This window comes from Streptomyces mayonensis (assembly GCF_018982965.1).
GTDB classification, from domain to species: domain Bacteria; phylum Actinomycetota; class Actinomycetes; order Streptomycetales; family Streptomycetaceae; genus Streptomyces; species Streptomyces mayonensis.
Window position 1 is genome coordinate 1 of the sequence record NZ_JACBYP010000070.1, and the last position, 23,974, is coordinate 23,974.

A 23,974-nucleotide genomic window follows, 5' to 3' on the forward strand; every position below is an offset into this window, starting at 1 on the left:
GAGCAGCGCCTGAGGCTGACGGCGGGTGGGACACGGCGGAACTCCGTGGACGGCAGCAGCAAGGGGAGGCCCGCGGGGCCGGCCGGCCGTGGGCGGTCCGGGTCCGTCTCGGAGGGCGTGGGCACGGAGGGCGCCGTGCCCGCGGGCGCCGAGCGGGAGCAGTGGGCGCGTTGGCAGGAGGAGGCCGAGGCCACCCGGCAGCGTGAGGAGGCGGAGGCGCAGCGGCTGCGGGACGAGGCGGAGGCGAAGGAGCAGCGCCTGAGGCTGACGGCGGGTGGGACACGGCGGAACTCCGTGGACGGCAGCAGCAAGGGGAGGCCCGCGGGACCGGCCGGCCGTGGGCGGTCCGGCTCCCTCTCCGAGGGCGCGGGCACGGAGGCCGCTGCGCGGCCGGGAGACGGCCGGGAGCAGTTGGCCCGCTGGCGTGAGGAGCGCGAGGAGGCGAGGCGACAGGAGGAGGCCGCGGCGGCGGCCCGGCAGCGGGAGGAAGCCGAAGCCGCCCGGCAGCGGGAGGAGGCCGAAGCCGCGAGGCGGCGGGAGGAGGCCGAAGCCGCGAGGCGGCGGGAGGAGGCCGAAGCCGCGAGGCGGCGGGAGGAGCCCGCGGCGTCACCGCAGCAGCAGGAGCAAACGGCGGCCCCGCAGCAGCGGGTGTCGGCCGAAACCACCAGGCAGCGGGAGCCGGCCGAAGTTGCGAGGCAGCGTGAGGAGGCCGAGGCGGCGGCCCGGCAGCAGGAGGAGGCCCGGGCGGCCCGGCAGCGGGAGGAAGCCGAAGCGGCCCGGCAGCGGGAGGCGGACGAGGCACGGACCGCGGAGACGGAGCAGGCCGAGCAGACCGAGCAGGCGGAGCAGACCGAAGCGGCCGCGGAGGCGCACCAGTCGCAGGAACAGGCGAAGACCGGTGCGAACGAGACGATGAAGAAGATCAAGCAGATCTTCAGTGTCACCAACTTCAAGAAGAGGATCGACCCCGTCGACACGGCCGTCCTCCGCGGCAGTGCGCCGGTCGGCAGCGGACTGCGCTCGGACGGGCACAACACCGCGGCCCAGGGCCAGTTCGAGACCGGCGTCAACATGCTCAGCACCGGGGCGGGACTCTTCAACGACGTGCGCGGCTTCATAGCCGCCGTCAAGGACCGCAAGAAGACGGGGCCGGAGGGCCACCAGGCCGACAAGGACATCAAGGGCAAGTCCGCGGGCGCGGTGACGAACACCCTGATGGGTACGGGTGACGTCTCGAAGGCGACCGACAACGGCCTGCGCAACTCCGGCGCGGCCCTGGACGGCGTCGACGCGCTCGCCGGTGTCGCCGGCGGCACCTCCGTGGCGTTCTCCGGGATCATCATGGGACGCGACGGCGCCGTGATCGGGAAGACCGTCCAGAAGTGGAAGCAGCTCGAACAGCACGCCCGTGACAACTCCCAGAACGTGACCGCGGGCCGGCAGTTGATCCTCGAGGTGGTCCTCAACGACCTGGGGAGCGCGAAGACCAGGCTGGACGAGGAGAACGCCAAGCTCGCGGCGGCGGCCGCGGAGTCGGACGAGGCGAGAGCGGCGCAGGGCGCCGTTCAGCAGCTCCAGAACGAGATCGACGTCCGCAAGGAGATGCTGAGGGGCCACCTCGCGGCCCTGAACCAGTACGTGATCGGCAAGCAGAAGAACAAGATCATGAAGCGCTCGGTCAACATGGGCGGAAACCTGGTGCGCGCCGTGGGCGGTGTCCTCACGATCGTGACCCTCGCCGGGGCGATGGGCGGTCCGGCCGCCCCCATCACGGGCGGCGTGGCGGCGGGCATCATCGGCGGAGTCGCCGTCTACAAGGGAGTGAAGGGAGGCACCAAGCGCTACAACTCGGTGCGGCATCCCGACCAGTACGCCAGGACCACCGCCGCCCAGGAGGGCAAGGAGCAGCCCGTCAAGCCCGACAACGCCCGACGGCGCGACGGAATGCTGGAGGCCGTGAAGGTGACGAAATCCGTCGAGCAGGGCGAACGCCAGCTCATGGCGCAGGAACTCTATGCGCTCGCGGCGGGGCCGAACGTCCCCGTGGGCGCCAACGTCCCCCCGGAGATCCGTGCGTCGGCACGCGACCTGCTCGTCAAGATCAAGTGCGGCCCGGAGAAGCACCGGCAGACCCAGGAGCAGTGGGACGAGTCCCTCAACGACCCCGAACGGCAGGACACCTGGGAGAAGACCATCGCCAAGCAGATCGCCTCGTGACCGCGCGCCCTCCCCGGCGCCCGCCGGCGGCGTGGCCCCGGGCGTCGCGCCGGGCGTTGCCCCCTGGTCTTCCCGCGGCGGCCCTGCCCCCCGTGTTGCCCTCGGGGACCTGACGGCGGGTGCGTCGATCCGGTAAGGCTGGTGGACACACGTCCGGTGTCGAAGGGAACCACGGTGCACGCCCACGAGGAAGCTGGCGACCAGAAGGCCGCGAAGAGCGGTCGGGTGCCGCACCGGGCCGTGAGCGGACCCGCCGCGGCGACCGCGGGCCGGGCAGCCGGAGCGAGTGGGGCCCCGATGACCCCGGCGGCCGTCCTGGCCCTCCAGAGCTCCGCCGGCAACAACGCCGTCCAGCGCCTCATCAACCAGGACGAGCACCAGCACGGTGCCGGCTGCGGGCACGACGGGTTCGACGACAAGAGCCCCGAGGGGCAGAGCCAGCTCCTGGCCGCCGCCAAGGAAACGCCGAGCTCGCCGCTCCCCGGGGCCTTCCTCTCCAGGGCGACGTCGTTCTTCCAGAACCCGAACATCGCCGCCGGCCGCGTCCATTCGGACCCCGTCGCCCAGCGCGCGACGGCGGCCATGGGCGCCGAGGCCATGACGGTCGGCATGGACGTGTTCCTCGGCCCGAACGCCATCGGCAACGAGGAGATCCTCGCCCACGAGGCCAGCCACCTCGACAAGAACAGCAGGGGAATCCAGGAAACGGGCAGCCACAGCGGCGCGGGCGGCCCCGCCGTCACCGACCCGGGGCAGAACTCCGAGGTCGCGGCGGTGAACGACGGCGCGGCCTTCAAGTCCGGTGCCGACGTCGCCCCGTCCGTCGTCGCCCAGCGGTCCGTGGCCGACCACGCGGACGAGGCGGAGTAGCGCGCCCGCGCCACGCCGCCGGTCCGTCGGGGCAACGTGTCCTGCCCGAAAGTGCCCTGACATGCCGTCGACTCGTCCGTATTTTTACGACGTGAGCCTGTGGACCTCTCTGGAGCCCGCGTCCGCGACGGTGGACCCTGGCAGTAGTACGCGTGTGCGCCTGAGGGTGCGTAATACCGGTGACGTGGTGGATGAGTACCGGTTCGAGCCGTTCGGGGAGGTGGCGCCCTGGACGACGATCGAGCCGCAGATGCTGCGTCTGTACCCGGGGACGACGGGCACGGTGGAGCTGACCTTCGCCCCGCCCCGTACCTCGGACGCGGTGGCGGGTCCGAACCCCTACGCGGTGCGGATCACGCCCACGGAGCATCCGGATGCGGTGACGGTGCCGGAGGGGAATCTGACGATCACTCCGTTCACCGAGGTGCGTGCGGAGTTGGTGCCGCCAACGGTGAAGGGCCGTTTCCGGGGGCGTCCGCGGCTGGCGGTCGACAACGTGGGCAATACGAAGGTCACGGCGTCGATCGGGGGCAGTGACAACGGCGATCACCTGTCGTATGAGATCCGTCCGGGGAATGTGCAGATCGAGCCGGGGCGTGCGGCGTTCGTCGAGACGACGTTGAAGCCGAAGCAGGTGATCTGGTTCGGGTCGAAGGAGGAGCGGCCGTACACGCTGGCGGTGCGGCGGTCGGGTGTGGATCCGACGGAGGTTGAGGGGACGTACGTTCAGCGTGGTTTTCTGCCGCGGTGGCTGGCGACGTTCTTCGGGATCGGGCTCGCGTTGAGTCTGGCGTTTGTGATGATCTGGATCGCGTACAAGCCGCAGGTCTCCTCGAAGGCGACCGAGCAGACCGAGCAGGCCGGTGCCGCGCTCGCCCCCAGCCCCAGCGCCGAACCGGAGACCCTCCCCAGCGCGGCCGATACCGCTCCCGCCGAGACGCCCGAGCCGCAGCCGGTCACCCAGGAACCCAAGGACGACGGCGGCGGCGACAAGGGCGACGCGGACAAGGGCGGCGGCGAGGCCAAGCCTTCCAAGCCGCCCGTGCGCACCGCGGCCACCGCGGTGAAGGAGGTCGCCGCCCGCAGCGAGGGCCGGCACGTCTGCTACCGCGCCTACGTGGCGGACCAGGGCTGGCAGGACCCGGTGTGCGACGGCGCCGAGGCCGGCACCGTCGGCAAGGGGCTGCCGATCAAGAAGCTCAACATCGCCGTGGCCAGGACCGGGGGAGTACACGGCAACGGGGCCCATGTCGTCGAGGGGTGGCTGACCGGAAGCAAATGGTCGAGCGCCGACGACAAGGACGACATGTACCTCGGCAGTACCAAGGAGGCCGTCTCGCCCCTGGAGGGGTTCACGCTCGCTACCGGGGACGGCGTCATCTGTGTGGACACCAACGTCAAGGACAAGGGCTGGCTCGGCCAGGGCTGCACCAAGCCGGAATGGCGGTATTTCGGCAGCAACATGGAGAACGACAAGCTCCAGCTGGAAGCGGTGCGCCTCACCGTCTGAACGTCTCGAGGGTGACGGCTGACGGCTGACGGCGTGTGCAAGGGCAACCGTGTTTGCCCTTGCGTCTCCTGACGTCGAGCTCGCCGACAACTAGCCTCGCGGCGTGAGCCTTTGGACTTCCCTGGAGCCCGCGTCCGCCACCGTCGACCCCGGCAGCACCACTCGTGTGCGCCTGAGGGTGCGTAACACCGGTGACGTGGTGGATGAGTACCGCTTCGAGCCGTACGGGGACGTGGCGCCCTGGACGACGATCGAGCCCCAGACGCTGCGTCTGTACCCGGGGACGACGGGCACGGTGGAGCTGACCTTCGCCCCGCCCCGCACCTCGGACGCGGTGGCGGGTCCGAACCCCTACGCGGTGCGGATCACGCCCACGGAGCACCCCGACGCCGTGACGGTGCCGGAGGGGAATCTGACGATCACCCCGTTCACCGAGGTGCGTGCCGAGCTGGTGCCGCCGACGGTGAAGGGCCGTTTCCGGGGGCGTCCGCGGCTGGCGGTGGACAACGTCGGCAACACCAAGGTCACCGCCTCGATCGGGGGCAGTGACAACGGCGATCACCTCTCGTACGAGATCCGTCCGGGGAACGTGCAGATCGAGCCGGGGCGTGCGGCGTTCGTCGAGACGACGCTGAAGCCGAAGCGTGTGATCTGGTTCGGATCGAAGGAGGAACGGCCGTACACGCTCGGGGTGCGGCGTTCCGGCGTCGACCCGACGGAGGTTGAGGGGACGTACATCCAGCGTGGGTTCCTGCCGCGCTGGCTGGCGACGTTCTTCGGGATCGCGCTCGCACTGAGCCTGGCGTTCGTGATGATCTGGATCGCGTACAAGCCGCAGGTCACCTCGAAGGCGACCGAGCAGACCGAGCAGGCCGGCGCCGCGCTCGCCCCCAGCCCCAGCGCCGAACCGGAGACCCTCCCCAGTGCCGGAGAGTCCGAGGCCGCCGAGTCACCGGAACCGGACTCCTCCAAGGACGCCGACGGCGACGGCAAGGGAGACGGCGGCGGTGGCGGAGGCGGGGAGTCGGAGAAGCCCAAGACGAAGTCCGTGCTGCCGGCCATGAACATCATGCTCTTCAACCCCACCACCAAGATGTGCGCGGACATCCCCGGATTCGGCAAGGGGAAGATCAACGGCCGGGTCCAGCAGGCCAACTGCCACCCCAAGGGTGACAACGAGCGCTGGAACCTGGAAGTGAAGTACGAGAAGGGCGGCCCGCAGGGCGCCAAGCTGTTCCAGATCCGCAATGTCACCGACAAACTCTGCATGGACCTCGGCGAGTACGGGGCCCGTCCCGTGGGAACGCCCATCATCGAGTTCCACTGCGACGGCACCACCGCGGACAACCAGCTCTGGTGGCTCGACAAGCAGGAGAGCGGCGACTACTGGATCCGCAACTTCGCCAGCAACAACAAGTGCCTGAACGTGAAGGGCAAGGACGCTCCGACCGAGACCACCCTGAACATCTCCGACTGCACCAACCTCGACGACCAGGAGTGGCGGATCGTCAACCCGAAGGAGGAGTGACAGCAGGGGAGTGACGGCAGGGGAGTGACAGCAGGAAGGACGGGAGCGGGAAGGGCGGCAGCAGAGGGCCGGGAAGCCTTCCCGTCAAGCACCTCGGGGCACGCAGTACTGCCCCGGGGTTCGCTGACGTTCCACGGGATCATCTCTAGCCTCGCCCCGTGAGCCTGTGGACTTCCCTGGAGCCCGCGTCCGCGACGGTGGACCCTGGCAGTAGTACGCGTGTGCGCCTGAGGGTGCGTAATACCGGTGACGTGGTGGATGAGTACCGGTTCGAGCCGTTCGGGGAGGTGGCGCCCTGGACGACGATCGAGCCGCAGATGCTGCGTCTGTACCCGGGGACGACGGGCACGGTGGAGCTGACCTTCGCCCCGCCCCGTACCTCGGACGCGGTGGCGGGTCCGAACCCCTACGCGGTGCGGATCACGCCCACGGAGCATCCGGATGCGGTGACGGTGCCGGAGGGGAATCTGACGATCACTCCGTTCACCGAGGTGCGTGCGGAGTTGGTGCCGCCAACGGTGAAGGGCCGTTTCCGGGGGCGTCCGCGGCTGGCGGTCGACAACGTGGGCAATACGAAGGTCACGGCGTCGATCGGGGGCAGTGACAACGGCGATCACCTGTCGTATGAGATCCGTCCGGGGAATGTGCAGATCGAGCCGGGGCGTGCGGCGTTCGTCGAGACGACGTTGAAGCCGAAGCAGGTGATCTGGTTCGGGTCGAAGGAGGAGCGGCCGTACACGCTGGCGGTGCGGCGGTCGGGTGTGGATCCGACGGAGGTTGAGGGGACGTACGTTCAGCGTGGTTTTCTGCCGCGGTGGCTGGCGACGTTCTTCGGGATCGGGCTCGCGTTGAGTCTGGCGTTTGTGATGATCTGGATCGCGTACAAGCCGCAGGTCTCCTCGAAGGCGACCGAGCAGACCGAGCAGGCCGGTGCCGCGCTCGCCCCCAGCCCCAGCGCCGAACCGGAGACCCTCCCCAGCGCGGCCGATACCGCTCCCGCCGACCGTCCCGAGCCGGAGGCCTCCAAGGAGCCGGAGGCCGAGAAGAGCGCGGGCGGTGGGGACGGCGGTGATGGTGGCGGGGAGTCCAAGAAGCCCGAGCCGAAGTCCGTCGTGCCGGCCATGAACGTGCTGCTGCGCAACACCACCAGCCACATGTGCGCCGAGCTGCCCGGCCGGGAGAAGGGCACGCTCGACGGCCCCGTTCAGCAGGCGGTCTGCGACGACACCGACGGGGACAACCAGATCTGGAACCTGGAAGTGAAGTACGAGAACGGCGGTCCGGGCGGGGCCGCGCTCTTCCAGATCCGGAACATCAAGGACAAGTACTGCATGGACCTCCCCTACTACGGAGCCCAGCCCGTCCAGTCGCCGGTCACCGAGTTCCACTGCGACGGGACCAAGGGGGACAACCAGCTCTGGTGGGTCGACAAGCAGGAGAGCGGCGCCCACTGGATCCGCAACTTCGCCAGCAACAACAAGTGCCTGAGCGTGGACGGTGAGAACGGCGGCCAGCTCTTCTCCAAGCTGACCATCGACGACTGCACGAACATCGACGACCAGGAGTGGGAGATCATCAGCCCGAAGAAGGACTGATCAGAAGGACTGGTCAGAAGGGCTGGCAGACAGGACCGGCAGAGGGACTGCGGCCCGTCACCAGCCGCCTTCGCCGGGCACCAGCCGCCCGGCCTTGCGGTACTCACGGCGGGCGCCCTCGAGGAGGTCGTCCGCCGTCACCGTGTCGTCGCGTCCGGCGGCGAGGTAGGCGGCGGTGACCACCGCGCTGCGGATCGAACCGCCGGCCAGCTCGAACTCCCGGGCCAGCGGCTCCGGGTCGATGCCCTCGGCGGACGGGACCCGGGACAGGCAGTGCCGCCACAGCGCCAGGCGCTGGTCGGGGTCCGGGAACGGGAAGTCGACCACCAGGTCCAGACGCCGCGTGAACGCCTCGTCGATGTTGGCGCGCAGGTTGGTGGTGAGCAGGGCGATGCCGTCGAAGGACTCCAGCCGCTGGAGCAGGTAGGCGCTCTCCATGTTGGCGTACTTGTCGTGTGCGTCCTTGACCTCGGAACGCTTGCCGAAGACGGCGTCGGCCTCGTCGAAGAGGAGTACGGCGTCGGTGCGGTCGGCCTCCGTGAAGATCCGTTCGAGGTTCTTCTCCGTCTCGCCGACGTACTTGTCGACGACCGACGACAGCTGGACCACGTAGAGGTCGAGGCCGAGGTCGGCGGCGACCACCTCCGCCGACAGGGTCTTGCCCGTGCCGGACTCGCCCGCGAACAGGCCGAGGACGCCCCGGCCCCGTCCGCCGCCCGCGCTCAGCCGCCAGTCGCCGAGCACCCGGTCCCGGTGGCGGGCCCGCAGGGCCAGCTCGCGGAGCTGCACCAGGGGCTTGTCGGGCAGGACCAGGTCCCCCCAGTCCACGTCGGGACGGATCCGCCGGGCATGGCTCTCCAGGCCGGACGCCGACTGCCGGCGGGCGGCGAGCCGCACGTGGTCGGCGGTGAGCGGAACACCGTCGAAGGCGGCGAGGGCGCGGGCGGTGTGTGCGGCCCGCTGGATGCGGTCCCCGCCGAGCCGGTACGGCGCGACGGCCGAGGCCAGGTCGAACCCGTCGGCGTCCGGGCCCAGCGCCGCCCGCCACACGGCGGCGCCACCGGCCCGGCGGCCCGGCGCGTCCAGGACCAGCGGGTCGTCCGGGGCCCAGTGCGGGTCGTAGGGGCGTGGGTCGGTCAGCAGCACGGTCACGTCCGTCGCCGCGGTCAGCGCGCGCACCAGCGGCCCCGGCTTCTCGGGCAGGCCCGGCACCACGACCGCCCGGCCGCTGAGGCGGGCCTCGCGGAGCAGTTCGGGCACGTGGTCCTCGGCCTCGGAGCAGCGCAGCGCGGCCAGGCCGGCGGCGTCCAGGACGGAGGCCAGCGCGGCCAGGCCGTCGCCCTCGCGCGGCTCGCGCAGGTAGGCGGTGAGCGGGCCCTCCTTCAGCCGCGCGGCCAGTCGCCGTACGAAGTCGTCGGCGCCGGTCTGGGGCAGCGCGTCCGGCATCGGGCGCAGCAGTCCGAGGAGCGCCGGGTCCGGGGTGTCGTCGCCGAGGAGGTGGCCGATCAGCCGGTCCGGGACCCGCAGCGAGCGGGTGAGGAAGGGCCGCTCCGGGTCCTCCACCTCCAGCAGGCCGAGGGCGCGCAGCGGCGCCGAGGCGTGGAACCGGCCGCGGGCCGCCGCCAGGTGGGCGGGCACCCCGCACAGTTCGAGGGCGAGGCTCACGGTGGCGCGCCGGCGGCTGACGTCGTTGTTGAGGTAGCCGTAGAGCGGTTCGAAGGTGCGGTCGACGTCCGGGGCCAGGGCGATGAGCAGGACGGCCGTGTCCAGCTCCGTCAGGTTCGTCCGGCCGGCCAGCCGCGCCAGCCGGTCGGCGGAGCCGGTGTGGTGATCGGCAGAGGCCGGTGCTGTGGAGGCCGGTTCGGCGGAGACCGAGCCGGTGGAGGCCGAGCCGGAGGAGGGGGGTGCGGTGGGAATCCGTCCGGCGGGCGACTGCTCGTCGCCGGACGGCCAGGTGCGCAGCAGGTGCTGGACGGCCTCGTCGGACAGGTACAGGCCGCGCAGCGGGTCGTCGGCCGTGGGGTCGGCGTCGGCCCGCTGCTCGACCAGCGCGGCCACCGGCTCGCGCAGCGCGGCGAGGCGGGCGGACAGCACTTGGGCGGGGTCGCCGTACGGGCCGCGCTCCGGGACGGGCCGCGGGCCGGGTTCGGCGCCGGGTTCCAGGGCGGGCTCCAGGCCGGGATGCGGAGCGGGCTGTGGGCCGGGTGCCGGAACGGGCTGTGGGCCCGGTTCCGGGAGGGGCTCCGGGAGGGGCTCCGGGTCGTATGGCGAGGCGTTCTCCGGTGCGTCGTGCTGTGGTGTGTCGTGCTGTGCCGCGTCGTGCCGCCGGTCGTCGTGCCGCCGGTCGTCCTGCCGCAGGCCGTCGTGCTGTGGTGCGTCGTGCCGCGGTGCGTCGGGGGCCGCGGTGCCCGGTGGTTCGGTGCGGGGAGCGTTCACAGCCGTCCCGTACCGCGGTCCGCCTGGCCCTTGCGGGCGGCGCGGGCCGCCGCCACCTGGTGCGGCCGGTGCGAGCGTCCCTCGGCCATCGGCGGGTCGCCCTCCATGCCGCCCACCCGGACGGTCGCGCCCTCGGTGACCGGGGGACCGACGTCGTACTCCGGGAAGGCCGGGAAGGGCGCGGTCACCACCAGGTCCAGGGAGGGCTTCAGTTCGCCGCCCAGGGCGGACCAGATCTCGGCGAGGGAGCGGGCCTCGGTCTGGATGCCGGCCACCGTCAGCGGCACGGACAGGCCCAGCGCGCCCAGCGAGCCGGGGAGTTCGGAGGGGGACAGGAGCTCGCGCGGCAGCAGCGTCGCCATCACCGCGGACAGCAGCCGGTGTTCGTCCTGCGGGGTCTTCGTCCAGGCCGTCACCAGGTACGACAGCCGGAACCAGCGCGGCGGCTGACGTCGCTTGACGACGATGGCGTCCTCGTCGCGCACGGCCATCTGCCCGCGCTGACGCCGGTTCACGTCCTCACGGATGTCGTACAGATAGGTGTTGACCACGGGTGCGTTGCGCCGGGCAGCCCAGTCGCGGGTCGGCGCCTCGAAGGCCACGTCGATGCCCGAGCCCGTCAACGCCCCGCCTTTGAGGAGGGTTTTGAGGACCTCGTCCACCTCGTGGATCACGCTCGCGCTCCTGCCCTGCCCGCACTCGAGTACCGGTCGGCCCGTACGGGACCGTCCCTGTCACCGATCGTGCCCCGGGTGCCGTCCCGTCCGCAGGCGCGTCGGGGACGGCGGCCGGGCAGGAGAGCCTGCCCTCGCGGTCCCAGGGGTCCCCGCTCGATTGCCCGTTCGGTCAGATGTAGCCTTCCCTGAGGGCATAGGCCACGGCGTGTGCGCGGTTGCGCAGATGGAGTCGTGTGGTGAGTCCGTGCATGACGTTCTTGACGGTGCGTTCGGAGTAGGACAACTTGCCGGCGATCTCTCCGGTGTCGAGACCCTCGGCGACCAGGCGAAGGACGTCCACCTCCCGGGGCGCGAGGCCCAGTGAGGGGGCGCCCGGGCGGCCTGCCGCGCCGCGGTGCAGCGTGCCCACCTGGCTGATGAGCCGGCCCAGCAGGTCGGCCGGCAGGTCGCCGTCGCCGCGGGAGGCGGCCAGTACCGCCTGCACCAGCCGGTGCGCGGTGGCCTCGTGCCGCCAGACGATGGCGCCGACGCCGCACTCGACGACGTCGAGCAGTTCGCTCTCGCGGATCGTGCCGGTCACGAGCACGGCGCGCGCGCCCTCGCTGCGCACGATCCGGCGCAGCCGGGTCAGTGCCGCGTCGTCGAGCGCGTCCTCGATGAGCAGGGCCACCGTGCCGGGCCCGGTCTCCTCGCGGAGGTCGATCTCCGGGTGTCTGCGCAACTGGCTGATCGCGCCCTCGCGGCTGATCGGGTCCGGGGCGGTGACCGCCACCGGTACGCGCCGGTCGGTGACACCGGGGGTCCGGCCGAGTTCGCGAGCGGTCGCACCGGTCGGCGCTGCCGGCCGGGTCGGTCCGGATGCACCGGTCGTACCGGATGCGCGGACGGACGCAGCGGTTGGAGCGGACGTAACGGGTGTAGCGGATGTAGCGGATGCGGTGGTGTCCCGGGGTGAGTTGAGCAACCGTTTCCCCCCTGTTCACGAGCCCGTTGCCTGGCACAGGCCAGTAGCGGATGTGCATGTTCCACACTTCTGTGACTGGTGGGACTTCGCAATCGTGGACCACCACGAGGCACACCACGAGACCGGCGCCGCAGTCGCCACAAGCGGCCTGCCGACGGGTGTTCCAGCAGGTCAGGAGGGTGCGCGCAAGGAGGCGCGGGCCTGCGGGGACGGCCGGGCACCACCGTGAGCCCCGCCACAGCCGTCGTCCGTCCCCGGGAGGATTTTCCCGGAGCCGGGCCGGTTCATGCAGCCCAACCGCAGAATCACACGTCTCAATGGCCGGGGGAGCACCATCCACCACAGGAGGCACCGATGACCGGACCGCTCCGGGAACGCGACGACGCCCACGCGCTGTTGGCGGCCGAGATGGAGCGGGCTCTGGCCGGCACCGGCGGCCTCGTCCTCGTGCGCGGCGCCAGCGGTACCGGCCGGACCGCCGTGCTGGAGTCGGCCGCCCGGTGCGCGGCGGACCGCGGGCTGCGGCTGCTGCGGGTGCGCTGCTCCCCGGAGGACACCGCGGTCCCCTTCTCCACGGTGCTTCAGCTGCTCGGCCCGGTACCGGAGTTCACGGACCTGGCACCCGGCGACGACGACCGGGGCAGCGCCGCCCGGCTGTGGCGGGTGCTGCGCTCCTACGCGGCCGAGAGCCCGCTCCTGGTGGCGGTGGACGACGTCCACCTCGCCGACGAACCCTCGCGGCGCTGGCTGGCGGAGGCGGCCCGGCGCATCGACCGATTACCGGTACTCCTGGTCGCCACCGAGCGCAGCCAGTACGACATAGACCCGCGGCCCGCCGGACTCACCCAGGAGCTGTCCCCCTCCCTCGTGCGCACCCACACCCTCGCCCCGCTCAGCGACCGGGCGGCGGCCGGGCTGGTCCGCGACGCCTTCCCCGAGGCGTGTGCGACGTGGGCCGCCGAGTGCGTACGGGCCGGCGCGGGGAGCCCGCTGCTCCTGCACGCCCTGCTGGACGACCTCGGCGGCACCCCGCACCCCGGCGGACCCCCGCCGGTGCCGGACACCTGCGCGTCGCTGTATCCGGGGTCCTATCCGGCTGCCGTCTCGTGGTGGCTCAAGAGCGCGGGTGCCGCCACGGCCGAGGTGGCCCGCAGCCTCGCCGCCCTGGAGCAGGCCTGGCCCTCGGGCCCGGCGCCCCGCCGGGGCGAGTACCGGCATGCCTTCCCGCACCCGGAGACGGCACCGCCCGTCACGGCGTACGGGCCGGTGCCCGAGACACCGGCGGCGCGTGCGCGCAGGGCCGGTGACACCGCCCCGGGCTGCCGTGACGTCCGGAGCGCGGAGCACGACACGGACACGGGCCCCGGGGACGCAGGCGCCCCGGCGGAGCCCGGCGGCGCGGGCCGGAACACGCCGGACGCGTCCCTGCCGGTGCCGGGCGCGCCGTCGTACGGGCGGGGGGAGTCGCCGTACGGGCGGGAGGTGGCGCCGTACGGGCGGGAGGTGGCGCCGTACGGGCGGGAGGGATCGTCGTACGGGCGGGAAGGGTCGCCGTACGGGTGGGACGTTTCGTCGTATCCGGAGGACGTGTCGCGGTACCCGGACGACGCGTCGCCCTACGGAACACCCGCTCCGCCGTACGGAACGGCGGCCGTCGGCCCCGGCGTACCGGACCCGGACCCGTGCGCGGAGCCTCCGGGGCCGCATCCGCACCCCGCGGAACCCGCCGACGCGGTGCGGGACTCGGCGTACCAGCGGCACCAGCAGTACCCCCGGCACCAGCAGCACCAGCAGTACCCGCGCTACCCGTGGTACCCCTTCACCGCCCCGAACGAAGGCCGGCCGTCCCCCGCGTCCGACGCCGCCCGCGGCCCCTCGGGACCGCCCCCGTACGGGCCGGACCGCACGCCGCGGTGGCACACCCCTGCTCCGTCGGCTGCGTCGGCTCCGCCGCCGGCCGGGGAAGGGGCCGGGGATCCGGTCGACGTGCTGGCCGAGGCCGTCGGGGCCGATCCCGCGCGGATCGCCGGCTGGCTCGCCGCCATGACACGGCTCGGTCTGCTGCGCCCCGACGCAGGCGGCCGGCCGCGCTTCGCGCACCCGCTGCTGCGCGACGCCGTACTCACCGGCTGGCCCCGGCCGCGCCGGGAGGCCGTGCACCGGGCGGCGGCGGAGGCGATGCTGCGCCGCGGCGACCGGGTCGAGGCGATCGCCCGGCACCTGCTGCGCACCCCCGCCGTCCGCCTGCCCTGGGCCCTGCGTGTCCTGCGGGACGCCGTGACCGTCGCCGTGCACGACGCCCGGCCCGCCGACGCCGTCGCCTACCTGCGCCGCGCCCTGGACGAGCCGGTCTCCGACGGCCTGCGCCAGCGGCTGCTGACCGAACTGGGCTCCCTGGAGTACGCGTCGGCGGACACGCCCGCCGCCATCGCCCGCCTCGCCGAGGCCCAGCACCTGCCGGCCGACCCCCGCAACCGGGTGCGCACGGCCGTCGCGCTCGGCACCGCTCTGGCCGGACGCGGCGAGATCCGCACGGCGATGGAGGTGCTGCGCCGCACGGAGGGCCGGCTGGCCGGACACCCGGACCTGGCCCGCACGGTGCAGACGGCCGGCGCACTGCTCTCCGACGAGGACGTCGCCACCCGGCGGGAGGTGTACCGGTGGCTGTCCGAGGCCGGCCGGAACTCCCCGGAACTGCTCGGCACCGCCGGGCAGGCGCTGTTGGTGCGGTACGCGGCGACGGCCGCGCTGATCTCCGCCGACGAGGCGATGGCGCGGGTACGGGACCTGCTCGCGCAGCCAGGCGACCCGCTCGCCGAGCCGTTCCTGCTGGGCACGGCCGCCTCCGTCGCCCAGTGGGCCGACCAACTCGACGAGGCCGACCGGCTCGTGGAGCGCGGTCTGGCCGGGCAGCACCCCGCCCTGCTGCACCCGATGCAGCACGCGCTCCTCAACACCCGCGCCGACATCGCCGCCGCCCGCGGCGACCACACCCGCCTGCTCGCCGTCGCCGGACACGGATCCGGACACGGATCCGGTCCCGGCGCCGGGCCCACCAACCGGGACGCCCACGCCCTGATGGCTTTCGTCCACACCGGCCGCACCGACGAGGCGCTGCGCTTCGCCGACCGGTTCGACCTGCGGGAGGTGCCGGAGACCTGGGAGCTGAACCGCTACCTGTACGCGCGGGGCGTCCTGCGCGCCGCCACCGGCGACCCGGCGGGCGCCCTGCACGACTTCCTGGAGTGCGGGCGGCGCCAGGGGGCCCGCGAGGTGGTCAGCCCGGTCGTCACCCCGTGGCGTACGGCGGTCGCCGAGTGCCGGCTGGCGCTGGGCGGCGGCCCGGAGGCGCTGGCCCTGGCCGCGGAGGAGCTGCGGCTGGCCAGGGTGTGGAACACGCCGCGCACCGTGGGCCGCGCCCTGCGCGTGCTCGGCACGGCGACCGGGGGCCGCCGCGGCCTCGAACTGGCCGAGGAGGCCGTACGGATGCTGCGCGACGCGCCCGCCGGCACCGACATGGAGCTGATCCCGGCGCTGCTCGCCCAGGGCCGGCTGCTCCTGGCCGCCGGGGACCGCAGCCACGCCCGCGCCCGCCTGCGCGAGGCGGCGGAACTCGCCGAACGCAAGGGGGCCCTGCGCTGGCTCGCCGAGGCCGACCGGTCCCTGCGCGAGGGCGGCGCCCGCCGTCCCGTCGCCACCCGCACGGGTGCCGGGGCGCTGACCGGCAGCGAGCGCCGGATCGCCGAACTGGCCGCCGACGGACGTACCAACACCGAGATAGCCGACCTGCTGCACCTGGCCCGCCGCACCGTCGAGACCCACCTGACGAGCACCTACCGCAAGCTGCGGATACGCCGCAGAACGGAACTGCCCGGAGCACTGCGGCACGAGGCCCATCCCAACCCGCAGTGCTGATGCGACGTCCCGGGCCGGCGGCTCATCCGCCGAGCAGCAGCCGCCCGATCTCCAACTGCTCGGTCTCCAGCGGGTCGCCGTCCTCGACGTTCCACAGGCAGTTCTGCAGGACCCGCCCGAGGGTCCAGGCGCGGGCGCGCTCCCGGTCGAGCCCGAGGACGTCCGTCATGGCGTCGAAGCGCCACCGGGTCTCGCCCGGGTCGTACCGGTTGTGCAGCGCGGGCAGCACGTCGAAGCCGGGGTCACCGGCCAGCGGTTTGGGATCGATGGCGAGCCAGGGCGCCCGCTCGGAGGCCAGGACGTTCTCGAAGTGCAGGTCCCAGTGGAGCAGCCGGTCGCCGGGCTCGGCGGCCACCTCGCGCACGGCGGCGGCGCAGTCGGCGACCAGCCGCCGGTCCGCCGGGTCCGCGATGCGCTCCAGGACGTGGGGCGTGCGCTCCAGCATGCGCGGCGCGATGTCGGCGAGGCGGCGCATGCCGGTCGGTGCCGGGCACGCGGTGAGGCGGGCGAGCAGCCGGGCGATGACGAGCACGGCCTCCCGGGAGTCCTCGACGTGACGGAGCGAGCGGCCCGGATCCAGCCGCTCCAGCAGCATGGTGCCGGTGTCCGCGTCGTGGTCGAGCAGCCGCACCGCCCCGTCCCCGTCCCATGCCCGCAGGGCGAGCGGCTCGCCCGCGCTCTCCTCGTCGCGGATCTGGAGCTTCAGCACGGCGGGAGCGCCGTCGCGGCGCACGACCGGCAGCACCAGCGCCGTCCACCCGTGCATCGACGGCCCGTCGAGCCGCAGCCCCCACCGCCGGAGGAACCCGGCCGCCAGCTCCGGCAGCCCGTCGACGAACGCCCGCCCCGCCGCCCCGTTGTACTTCACCTGCGTCGCCACAAGCCCGTCCGGAACCTCGATCATGCGCCCCGACGGTACCGGGCGGCCCGCCTCCGGTCACTCCCACGTGAGCCGCTGTCCGTCGGGGCGCTCAACAGGTCGGCGCGTTTCCAAACTGCTTGGAAGGACGGGTAGTTGAACGCATAATCGAACCATCGGCGCAGTCGAACGGTGAGTCCTCGAACGGCCTTGAGCGGTTCGGGCGCGAGGTGGAATCCGCCTTGGCGCACAAGGGAGCGAACCAACGCCAACTGGCCGACGCCACCGGCTGCAAGGAGACGTACGTCTCCAAGGAGCCGTACGTCTCCAAGGTCAAACACGGCAGGGCCCTGCCGTCGCGGTACGCCAAGCACCACGGGTGATCAGCGGTCGCGCATCCCTGAGCGTCAGAGTTGCCGGCGGGACTGTCGGGCGTCCTCGAAGTGCGCCCGGAAGCTGCGCGGTGCCTGCCCGGTGACGCGCCGGACGGTGTCCGTGACGCGGTCCTCCGCCCCGGCGGCGATGGCACTGTCCAGTCCGGCCAGCAGCTCGGCGAACCGGGCCGGGACCTCTCCCGCAAGGTGCTCGGCCAACTGCTCCACGGACAGCCGGCGGTGGACCACGGGCCGGCCGGTGACCTCGGTGGCGATCGCGGCGATGTCGTCGTGACTGAGCGTCTCGGGCCCGGTGAGGACGAGATCGGTGCCGGGGACCCGGGCGTCGGTCAGGGCGCGGACGGCGACGGCGGCGATGTCCCCGGCGTCGACGAAGCCGACCCGGCCGTCCCCGGCGGCGGTGCGGACGACGCCCTCGTCGCGGATGCCGCGGGCGTGCGCGTGCGTGCCGGTGAAGTTCTGCATGAACCACGAGGGCCGCAGGACCGCCCACTGCTCGAAAAGACCGGGCAGGGCCTGGTGCACCGCGCCCACCGCCGGGCCGCCCGCGGGGACGGCCGAGGAGCTGAGCAGCACCGCGCGGCGCACGCCGGCGGCGCGGGCCTGCCGCAGGAACGGCAGCATGACGGCCGCGGGTTCGGGGTCGCCCACGGGCGGTACGAGGTAGACGCGGTCGGCGCCGTCGAGGGCGGCCGGGTGGGTGGCGGGCTCGTACCAGTCGAAGGCGACCGGTTCGGCTCCGGCGACCGGCGTCGCCCGCCGGCTGGCGGCTCTGACCCGGTGCCCGGCGGCCGTCAGACCCGCGGCGGTGCGGCTTCCGGTGGTGCCGGTGGCGCCGATGACCAGGGTGGCGCCGGCGGCCGTCACCGGGCGCTCCCGGTGAAGTCGGCACCGGGCTCCTGGACGCCGAGCGGGTTCCAGTAGTCGCGGCAGGAGGCGATGCGCCCGTCCCGGACGGTCATGACCTGGACGTACCGCATCTCGAAGGGGGCGCCGGTCTTCACCAGGCTTCCCACACCGCGCAGTTCGGCGACGACGGTCTGCGGGTCGGTCGTCTCGTGGATCCGCACGTCGGGGAAGTCCCGCAGGTCGATGTGGTCGGGGTAGTGGCGCAGGTACGCCGCGACGGCCTCCCTGCCCTCCAGCCGCCGGGGCCAGCCCTCGGGGGCGAAGGGGAACTCCATGAGCGCGTCCTCGGCCCACAGGCCGGCGAAGGCGGACATGTCCTTGTCGAGCAGCAGGCGCAGGCCGTGGCGGAGGAGTTCCGCCGGGGAGGCCGGTGCGTTCGGTGCGGGTGCGGACACGGGTATCCTCCGGTTCATAGAATGCGGACCTGGGGTCCGTTTCGACAGACGATACGGACTGAGGGTCCGTTTTGCAAAGGGAGGAGCAGCATGCCGGAGCACAGGTCCCGCAAGGACGCCGCACGCAACCGGGAGGCCGTCCTCGCGGCCGCCGACGCCCTCTTCGCCCGGCGCGGGAGTGCCGAGGACGTCACCACGGCCGAGGTCGCGGCGGAGGCCGGGGTCGGCAAGGGCACGCTCTTCCGGGCCTTCGGCGACCGTGCGGGGCTGCTCCGCGCGCTGTACGAGGCACGGCTCGCACCGGTCAGGGAGGCCGTCGAGTCCGGCCCGCCGCCCCTGGGGCCCGCGACGCCGCCGCGGGAGCGCGTGCCCGCCCTGCTCGACGCGGTCCTGTGCTTCAAGCTCGACAACCGGCGCCTCGTGGTGGCCCTGGAGGAGAGCGCGAACGGGAGCGCCAGCCCCTATCAGGCGTCGCACTATGAGTGGCTGCACCGGCTGCTCCGGGACGTGCTGGAGCAGATCCCGGGCACGCCCGGCAGCGACTTCACCGCCCACGCCCTGCTCGCCGCCACGCGGGCCGACCTGGTCGAGCACCTGGCGGGCAGGGAGGGCGTACCGCGCGAGACCCTGCGGGCACAGCTCGCGGACTTCACCGCCGGGCTCCTGGACTGACCGGGACCGGGACCGGCACGGGGCCAGGACCGACCGACACAGAGGCAGGACCGGTACCGGACCGGCACCGGCAAGGGCCCGGCTGCCCTCAGGACACCGGTTCCGGCACCGGCCGGTCGGCGGGGGTGCCGTGCTTCGGGGCCTTGGCCGTCACCATCAGGCCCGCGACCAGGCCCGCAAGCAGCATGACCCCCGCGGCCACCCAGATGGCGACGGTGTAGCCGTGGACGATGCCCTCCCGTACGACCCGCTCGCGCTGGGAGGGGTCGGTGAGGTGGGCGGTGATCCAGGACGCGCTGGTGCTGGTCGCGATGGTGTTGAGCAGCGCCGTACCGATGGAACCGCCCACCTGCTGCGAGGTGTTGACGGTCGCGGAGGTCACCCCGGAGTCCCGCGGGGCGACGCCCGCGGTGGCGGTGGAGAAGACCGGCATGAAGGTCAGGCCCATGCCGAGGCCCATCAGCAGCAGCGCGGGCAGGATCTCGGAGACGTACTCCGAGCGCACGGTCATCTGCGTGAGGATCACCATGCCGCCGGACGCCAGCAGCATCCCCGGCACCATCAGCATCCGCGGGCTCACGTGCGGCAGCAGCCGGGCCGCGATCTGGGTGGAGCCGACGATGATCGCGACGGTCATCGGCAGGAACGCCAGCCCGGTCCGCACCGGCGAGTAGCCGAGGATGACCTGGAGGTAGTACGTCATGAACAGGAAGAGGCCGAACATGCCGATGACGGCCAGCATCATCGTCAGGAAGCACCCGGCGCGGTCGCGGTCGCGGATGATGTGCAGCGGCAGCAGCGGCATCGGTGCGCGGGTCTGCCACCACACGAAGGCGGCCAGCAGGACCACCGCCAGGGCGAACAGCGCAAGGACCAGGGCGTCGGTCCAGCCGCGGGGCTGCGCCTCGCTGAAGCCGTAGACGAGGGCGACCAGGCCGCCGCAGCCCAGGATCACCCCGGGCACGTCGAGGCGGGCACCGGCGTGGCCGGGGCGGTCGTGCAGCAGGAGCAGGGCACCGATCACGGCGACGACGGCGACCGGGACGTTGACGTACAGGCACCAGCGCCAGTTCAGGTACTCGGTGAGCACGCCGCCGACGATGAAGCCGATCGCGGAGCCGCTGCCGGCCAGCGCGCCGTAGATGCCGAACGCCTTCCCGCGTTCCTTCGGGTCGGTGAAGGTGGTCGTCAGCAGGGACAGCGCGGACGGCGCGAGGACGGCGGCGAAGACGCCCTGGAGGGCGCGGGCGCCGAAGAGCATCATCGAATTGACGGCGGCGCCGCCGATCGCGGAGGCGGCGGCGAAGCCGACCAGCCCGATGACGAACGTGCGTTTGCGCCCCACGAGGTCCGCGACCCGGCCGCCGAGCAGCAGGAGCCCGCCGAACGCGAGGGTGTACGCGGTGATCACCCACTGGCGGTTGCCGTCGGACATGTCCAGATCGCGCTGCGCGGAGGGCAGCGCGATGTTCACGATCGTCGCGTCGAGGACGACCATCAGCTGGGCGAGGGCGATCACCACCAGTCCCCACCAGCGGTGGGGATCGGCGTCGCCGGGCGCGGCCGGGTCACCTGTCCGGGTGGAACTCACCCGGACAGAAGACCATGAATCGGTACGTATCGCATCCTGCGTCCCGCGCCTCCCCGTGTTCCCGCGCCCCGTGTCCCGCTGCCCGGTCCGGCGCCGTCCGCTCCGCTCGCGTGCTCCGGTCGCGTGCTGTGGTCGTGTGCTGCGGTCGCCTGCTTCGCTCGCCTGCCCTGCCCGTGCTCCGGACGCACCAACAGCGTCCGTGCTCCGGCCGGGGCGCGTCACGGCTCCAGGACCACCTTTCCGGTCGTCCCCCGGTTCTCCAGCGCGCGGTGCGCGGCGGCCGCGTCGGCGAGCGGGAAGCGCTGCACGGCCGGAACGAGCCGGCCCTCGGCCGCCTGCGCCAGGGCCCGCAGTTCCAGGGTGCGTACGGGATCGGCGCCGCCGGCCCGCTCCATCATCACCGGACCCAGGACCTGCTCGGACACGCCGTCGACGAGGTACGGGGCGCCGTCGTGCAGGCCCTGGCCCGACCAGCCGAAGACCACGTGCCGGCCGCCGGGCCCGAGCAGGGCGACGGCCTCGCGGGCGACGTCCCCGCCGACGCCGTCGAAGACGACGGTGGCGGCTCCGGCACCCAGGTGGGCGCGGACCTTCGCGGGCCACCCGGGGTCCCGGTAGTCGACGGCGAGATCGGCGCCGTTCGCGGCGACACGGGCGGTCTTCTCCGGTCCGCCCGCGAGGCCGACCACCGTGGCACCGGCGTTCTTCGCGTACTGCACCAGCAGCGTGCCGATGCCGCCCGCGGCGGCCGGGACCACGGCCACGGAGCCGGGGCCCAGGTCGGCGAACTGCACGATCCCCATCGCCGTACGCCCCGTGCCGATCATGGCGACGGCCTCCGCGAAGTCCAGGCCGGCCGGGATCCCGTGCAGGCGGGAGAGATCGGCGACGGCGAGTTCGGCGTAGCCGCCGGGCGCGAAACCGAGGTGGGTGACGACCCTGCGCCCCAGCCACTCCTGCGGCGTGTCCGGTCCGAGCGCGTCGACGACCCCGGCGACCTCGCGTCCGGGAATCGTGGGCAGTTCGACGGGCGCGGGCATCGGGCCCCGCAGGCCCTCGCGCAGGGCGGTGTCCAGGAGGTGGACGCCCGCCGCGCGGACGGCGATCCGGACCTGGCCGGGTCCGGGTGCCGGGTCCCCGACCTCCTCCAGGACGAGGTTCTCGGCAGGTCCGAAGGCGTGCAGACGGATGGCGAGCATGGGAACTCCACGAGGTGTCGGCCGGACCGGGACGGGTGTGTCCCCCGGACCCGGAAACCGCTGGTCGCTACGCACCCACCCAACGGCCTCAAGCGCGCTTGAGGTCAAGTTCCCTGCGGCCGAGGGCGAGGGAGACCGCCGTCAGGGCGCTGTTGAAGGAGACCTCGGAGAGGAGCCCCGGCGCGGCCACCTGGTCACCGGCCAGGTACACCCCGTCGCCCCGGTCCACGGCCGGCCGGTCGCGCCAGGTGGTGCCGGGCGGGTCGACGGCGCCGGTACGGCCGTTCGCCACCGCCTCGCGCCGCCAGGTCAGCCGCCCGCGCCAGCCGGGAAACCCCAGGTCGAGCAGGTCCTCGGCGCGGGCGACACCGTCGGCCTTCGACTCGTGGGGCGCGATCGGCACCTGTCCCTGGATCAGCTGTTCGCCCGTGGGTGCGAGCGTCCGGTCCTGCGCGGTGAACCGTTCGATCCAGCCCGGTGCGTCCAGGTCGGAGACCGCGAAGGCGTCGCCGCGCCGGGTCCGTACGGCCAGGTCGATCAGGGCGGTGCGGCCGCTCGGCCAGGTCAGCGCCGGGTCGTCCAGCAGGCGGCGGGCCGCGTCGAGGGAGGTGGCGACGACGACCGGGGTGCCGGTGGGCAGCGCGTCGACGCGGGACAGGGTCTCCACCCGCACCCCGAGGTTCCAGGCCCTGGCCGCCATCCGGTCCACCACCCCCTCCCAGCCGCCGCGCGGGTAGCGCGCCTCGGGCGGCAGCTTGGCGGCCCGGCGCAGCCGTTCCTGCACGAAGGCGGCGGACAGCGAACCGGGGTCGTGGTGGAACAGGGCCACGGCGCAGTAGTGGGCGGCCGCTTGCGCGCCCTCCTCGCCCGCGACGCCCCTCGCCCAGGTCAGGAAGTCGGTGTCGACGGGCGCCGGTCCGACACCCCGGCGCAGCAGCCTGAGCATGGCCAGGGGCGGGGTACGGCGCAGCACGCCCCGGTACCTCAGCCGCAGCCGCGCCGCGTCCAGCGCCGGGACGGGCGCGATCGGGCCGATCAGATCGCGCTGCGCGAGCCACGACCAGTGCGGGCCGCCCCGGTAGAGGGCGTGGGGGCCGTCGTTGGTCCGGTAGGGGCCCTCGGCCGTCCGGGCGCGGCCGCCGAGCGTGTGGTGGGCCTCGTACACGGTGACCTTGGTGCCCGCCTCGGCGGCGGTGATCGCGGCGGTCAGTCCGGCGAGGCCGCCGCCGACGACGGTGATGCGATGCATGGCTCGGGGTCTCCCTCGGGTCGGGGTCGCCTGTCGTGAGTACGACGTCCGGGGGTGGCCGGAATGTGACACGCCGCCGGTGGGCCGGGCGTTCGCACAGGTCAGAGCCCGTTGTCGGTGGCGGGGTGCAGCATGGGGGGCATGGTGAGGAGAGCGGCGGGCGGCGGCGGTGCGGGTACGGGTACGGGCAGAGGCACGGGGGCGGCGAAGGTGCGGGCGCCGCGGCGCCCCGGACTGCGCCTGCCTCCGCTGGAGCCGTACGAGGAGGCCGGCCGGCTGGAGCCGGACGGGGACTACGACGCGCTGGAGTTCCGGGAGACGGACCTGTCCGGTCAGGACGGTGCGGGCGCCCGCTTCATGGACTGCGCGCTGACGGGCTGTGTGCTGGACGAGGCGTCGCTGCGCCGCGCCCGGCTGCTCGACTCGCTCCTGACCGGCGTCCGCGGGGTGGGCACGGATCTGGCGGAGGCGACCCTGCGCGACGTCGAGCTGCACGACGCCCGCCTGGGCGGCACCCAGTTGCACGGCGCCGTGCTGGAGCGGGTCCTGGTCCGCGGCGGCAAGATCGACTATCTGAACCTGCGCCGGTCCCGGCTCAAGGACGTCGTTTTCGAGGGCTGCGTCCTGGTCGAGCCGGACTTCGGGGGCGCCCGCCTGGAGCGGGTCGCGTTCGTCGACTGCGCCCTGAAGCAGGCGGACCTCAGCGCGGCCACCCTCACCGACGTCGACCTGCGCGGCGCCGCCCCGCTCGACGTCACCCGCGGTGTCGACCGACTCGCGGGCGCCGTGATCAGTCCGTCCCAACTTCTCGACCTGGCACCGGTACTGGCGGCGGAGTTGGGGGTGCGGGTGCAGGGGACGGATTGAAAACCCTTGGAAGACGGGGCGGGAGTTTCCGAAGAACGAGAAGTGGCGCTCGGTACAACCCTTCTCCCGCGCCGTCTGTCTTCCCTACTGAAATCGGCCCTCGGCCGGTATCCATCAACTCAAGGG

The 23,974-nt window shown here is 73.2% G+C and carries 18 protein-coding genes; 9 read left to right on the forward strand and 9 right to left on the reverse strand.

The genetic code is table 11. From position 1 onward, the window contains the following. The 5 genes from HZS56_RS23920 to HZS56_RS23940 form a co-directional block, all read left to right on the forward strand. The coding region (locus HZS56_RS23920) for a hypothetical protein (protein WP_216722832.1) at positions 1-2,217 on the forward strand (2,217 nt) is incomplete at its 5' end. A gap of 156 nt (positions 2,218-2,373) precedes the next feature. After that, positions 2,374-3,087 carry an eCIS core domain-containing protein gene (locus HZS56_RS23925; protein WP_308408144.1) on the forward strand — a complete coding sequence of 238 codons (714 nt, stop codon included), beginning with the start codon at positions 2,374-2,376 and terminating at the stop codon, positions 3,085-3,087. Between the two features lie 91 nt (positions 3,088-3,178). Next, the gene (locus tag HZS56_RS23930; RefSeq protein WP_216722833.1) at positions 3,179-4,597 is read left to right on the forward strand and encodes a hydrolase; all 1,419 of its coding nucleotides are present in this window, start codon (positions 3,179-3,181) and stop codon (positions 4,595-4,597) included. 103 nt (positions 4,598-4,700) lie between these two features. Further along, positions 4,701-6,125, forward strand: coding sequence for an RICIN domain-containing protein (locus tag HZS56_RS23935; RefSeq protein ID WP_216722834.1), 1,425 nt, complete (start codon positions 4,701-4,703; stop codon positions 6,123-6,125). 158 nt (positions 6,126-6,283) lie between these two features. Continuing rightward, entirely contained in the window at positions 6,284-7,720 is a 1,437-nt protein-coding gene (locus tag HZS56_RS23940) for an RICIN domain-containing protein (protein WP_216722835.1), read from the forward strand. A 57-nt stretch (positions 7,721-7,777) separates the two neighbouring features. On the opposite strand, the gene HZS56_RS23945 is transcribed toward HZS56_RS23940, so the two are convergent. The 3 genes from HZS56_RS23945 to HZS56_RS23955 form a co-directional block, all read right to left on the reverse strand. After that, positions 7,778-9,814 carry an ATP-binding protein gene (locus HZS56_RS23945; protein WP_308408148.1) on the reverse strand — a complete coding sequence of 679 codons (2,037 nt, stop codon included), beginning with the start codon at positions 9,812-9,814 and terminating at the stop codon, positions 7,778-7,780. Between the two features lie 338 nt (positions 9,815-10,152). Continuing rightward, positions 10,153-10,830, reverse strand: coding sequence for a Pvc16 family protein (locus HZS56_RS23950; protein WP_216722836.1), 678 nt, complete (start codon positions 10,828-10,830; stop codon positions 10,153-10,155). 172 nt (positions 10,831-11,002) lie between these two features. Further along, positions 11,003-11,605 carry a helix-turn-helix transcriptional regulator gene (locus tag HZS56_RS23955; protein WP_216722837.1) on the reverse strand — a complete coding sequence of 201 codons (603 nt, stop codon included), beginning with the start codon at positions 11,603-11,605 and terminating at the stop codon, positions 11,003-11,005. A 546-nt stretch (positions 11,606-12,151) separates the two neighbouring features. Between HZS56_RS23955 and HZS56_RS23960 the strand changes: the two genes are divergently transcribed. Next, positions 12,152-15,712 carry an AAA family ATPase gene (locus HZS56_RS23960; protein WP_216722838.1) on the forward strand — a complete coding sequence of 1,187 codons (3,561 nt, stop codon included), beginning with the start codon at positions 12,152-12,154 and terminating at the stop codon, positions 15,710-15,712. 22 nt (positions 15,713-15,734) lie between these two features. Here HZS56_RS23960 and HZS56_RS23965 read toward each other — a convergent pair whose 3' ends face one another. Continuing rightward, a complete protein-coding gene (locus HZS56_RS23965) occupies positions 15,735-16,616 on the reverse strand; it encodes an aminoglycoside phosphotransferase family protein (RefSeq protein WP_216722839.1) in 882 nt (293 codons plus the stop codon). Positions 16,617-16,813: 197 nt separating this feature from the next. On the opposite strand from HZS56_RS23965, the gene HZS56_RS38430 reads away from it, so the two are divergent. Continuing rightward, on the forward strand, positions 16,814-16,954 hold the full coding sequence (locus HZS56_RS38430) for a hypothetical protein (RefSeq protein WP_253914764.1): 141 nt from the start codon (positions 16,814-16,816) through the stop codon (positions 16,952-16,954). Between the two features lie 24 nt (positions 16,955-16,978). Here HZS56_RS38430 and HZS56_RS23975 read toward each other — a convergent pair whose 3' ends face one another. Next, positions 16,979-17,833 (reverse strand): NAD(P)H-binding protein, encoded by an 855-nt coding sequence (locus tag HZS56_RS23975; protein WP_216722840.1) that lies wholly within the window; start codon positions 17,831-17,833, stop codon positions 16,979-16,981. Next, positions 17,830-18,270: a nuclear transport factor 2 family protein gene (locus tag HZS56_RS23980; RefSeq protein WP_308408145.1), complete on the reverse strand. Its 441-nt coding sequence runs from the start codon at positions 18,268-18,270 to the stop codon at positions 17,830-17,832. Before HZS56_RS23980 ends, HZS56_RS23975 begins: the two co-directional genes overlap by 4 nt. A 90-nt stretch (positions 18,271-18,360) precedes the next feature. Here HZS56_RS23980 and HZS56_RS23985 point away from each other — a divergent pair, with 90 nt between their 5' ends. Continuing rightward, the gene (locus tag HZS56_RS23985) at positions 18,361-18,942 is read left to right on the forward strand and encodes a TetR/AcrR family transcriptional regulator (protein ID WP_216722842.1); all 582 of its coding nucleotides are present in this window, start codon (positions 18,361-18,363) and stop codon (positions 18,940-18,942) included. Positions 18,943-19,030: 88 nt separating this feature from the next. On the opposite strand, the gene HZS56_RS23990 is transcribed toward HZS56_RS23985, so the two are convergent. From HZS56_RS23990 to HZS56_RS24000, 3 genes are all read right to left on the reverse strand, one after another. Next, positions 19,031-20,533: an MFS transporter gene (locus tag HZS56_RS23990; RefSeq protein WP_216722843.1), complete on the reverse strand. Its 1,503-nt coding sequence runs from the start codon at positions 20,531-20,533 to the stop codon at positions 19,031-19,033. 218 nt (positions 20,534-20,751) lie between these two features. Further along, positions 20,752-21,732, reverse strand: a complete 981-nt coding sequence (locus HZS56_RS23995) for a zinc-binding dehydrogenase (protein WP_216722844.1) — start codon at positions 21,730-21,732, stop codon at positions 20,752-20,754. An 88-nt stretch (positions 21,733-21,820) separates the two neighbouring features. After that, positions 21,821-22,981: an FAD-dependent oxidoreductase gene (locus HZS56_RS24000; protein ID WP_216722845.1), complete on the reverse strand. Its 1,161-nt coding sequence runs from the start codon at positions 22,979-22,981 to the stop codon at positions 21,821-21,823. A 141-nt stretch (positions 22,982-23,122) separates the two neighbouring features. On the opposite strand from HZS56_RS24000, the gene HZS56_RS24005 reads away from it, so the two are divergent. Then, positions 23,123-23,848: a pentapeptide repeat-containing protein gene (locus tag HZS56_RS24005; protein WP_216722846.1), complete on the forward strand. Its 726-nt coding sequence runs from the start codon at positions 23,123-23,125 to the stop codon at positions 23,846-23,848. The last annotated feature ends 126 nt before the right edge of the window (positions 23,849-23,974 follow it).

Excerpts from the sequence above, each read along its gene's own strand:
- HZS56_RS23985 (WP_216722842.1), top strand. The coding sequence starts at position 18,361 with ATGCCGGAGCACAGGTCCCGCAAGGACGCCGCACGCAACCGGGAGGCC.
- HZS56_RS24000 (WP_216722845.1), bottom strand. The coding sequence starts at position 22,981 with ATGCATCGCATCACCGTCGTCGGCGGCGGCCTCGCCGGACTGACCGCC.
- HZS56_RS23965 (WP_216722839.1), bottom strand. The coding sequence starts at position 16,616 with ATGATCGAGGTTCCGGACGGGCTTGTGGCGACGCAGGTGAAGTACAAC.
- HZS56_RS23995 (WP_216722844.1), bottom strand. The coding sequence starts at position 21,732 with ATGCTCGCCATCCGTCTGCACGCCTTCGGACCTGCCGAGAACCTCGTC.
- HZS56_RS23960 (WP_216722838.1), top strand. The coding sequence starts at position 12,152 with ATGACCGGACCGCTCCGGGAACGCGACGACGCCCACGCGCTGTTGGCG.
- HZS56_RS24005 (WP_216722846.1), top strand. The coding sequence starts at position 23,123 with ATGGTGAGGAGAGCGGCGGGCGGCGGCGGTGCGGGTACGGGTACGGGC.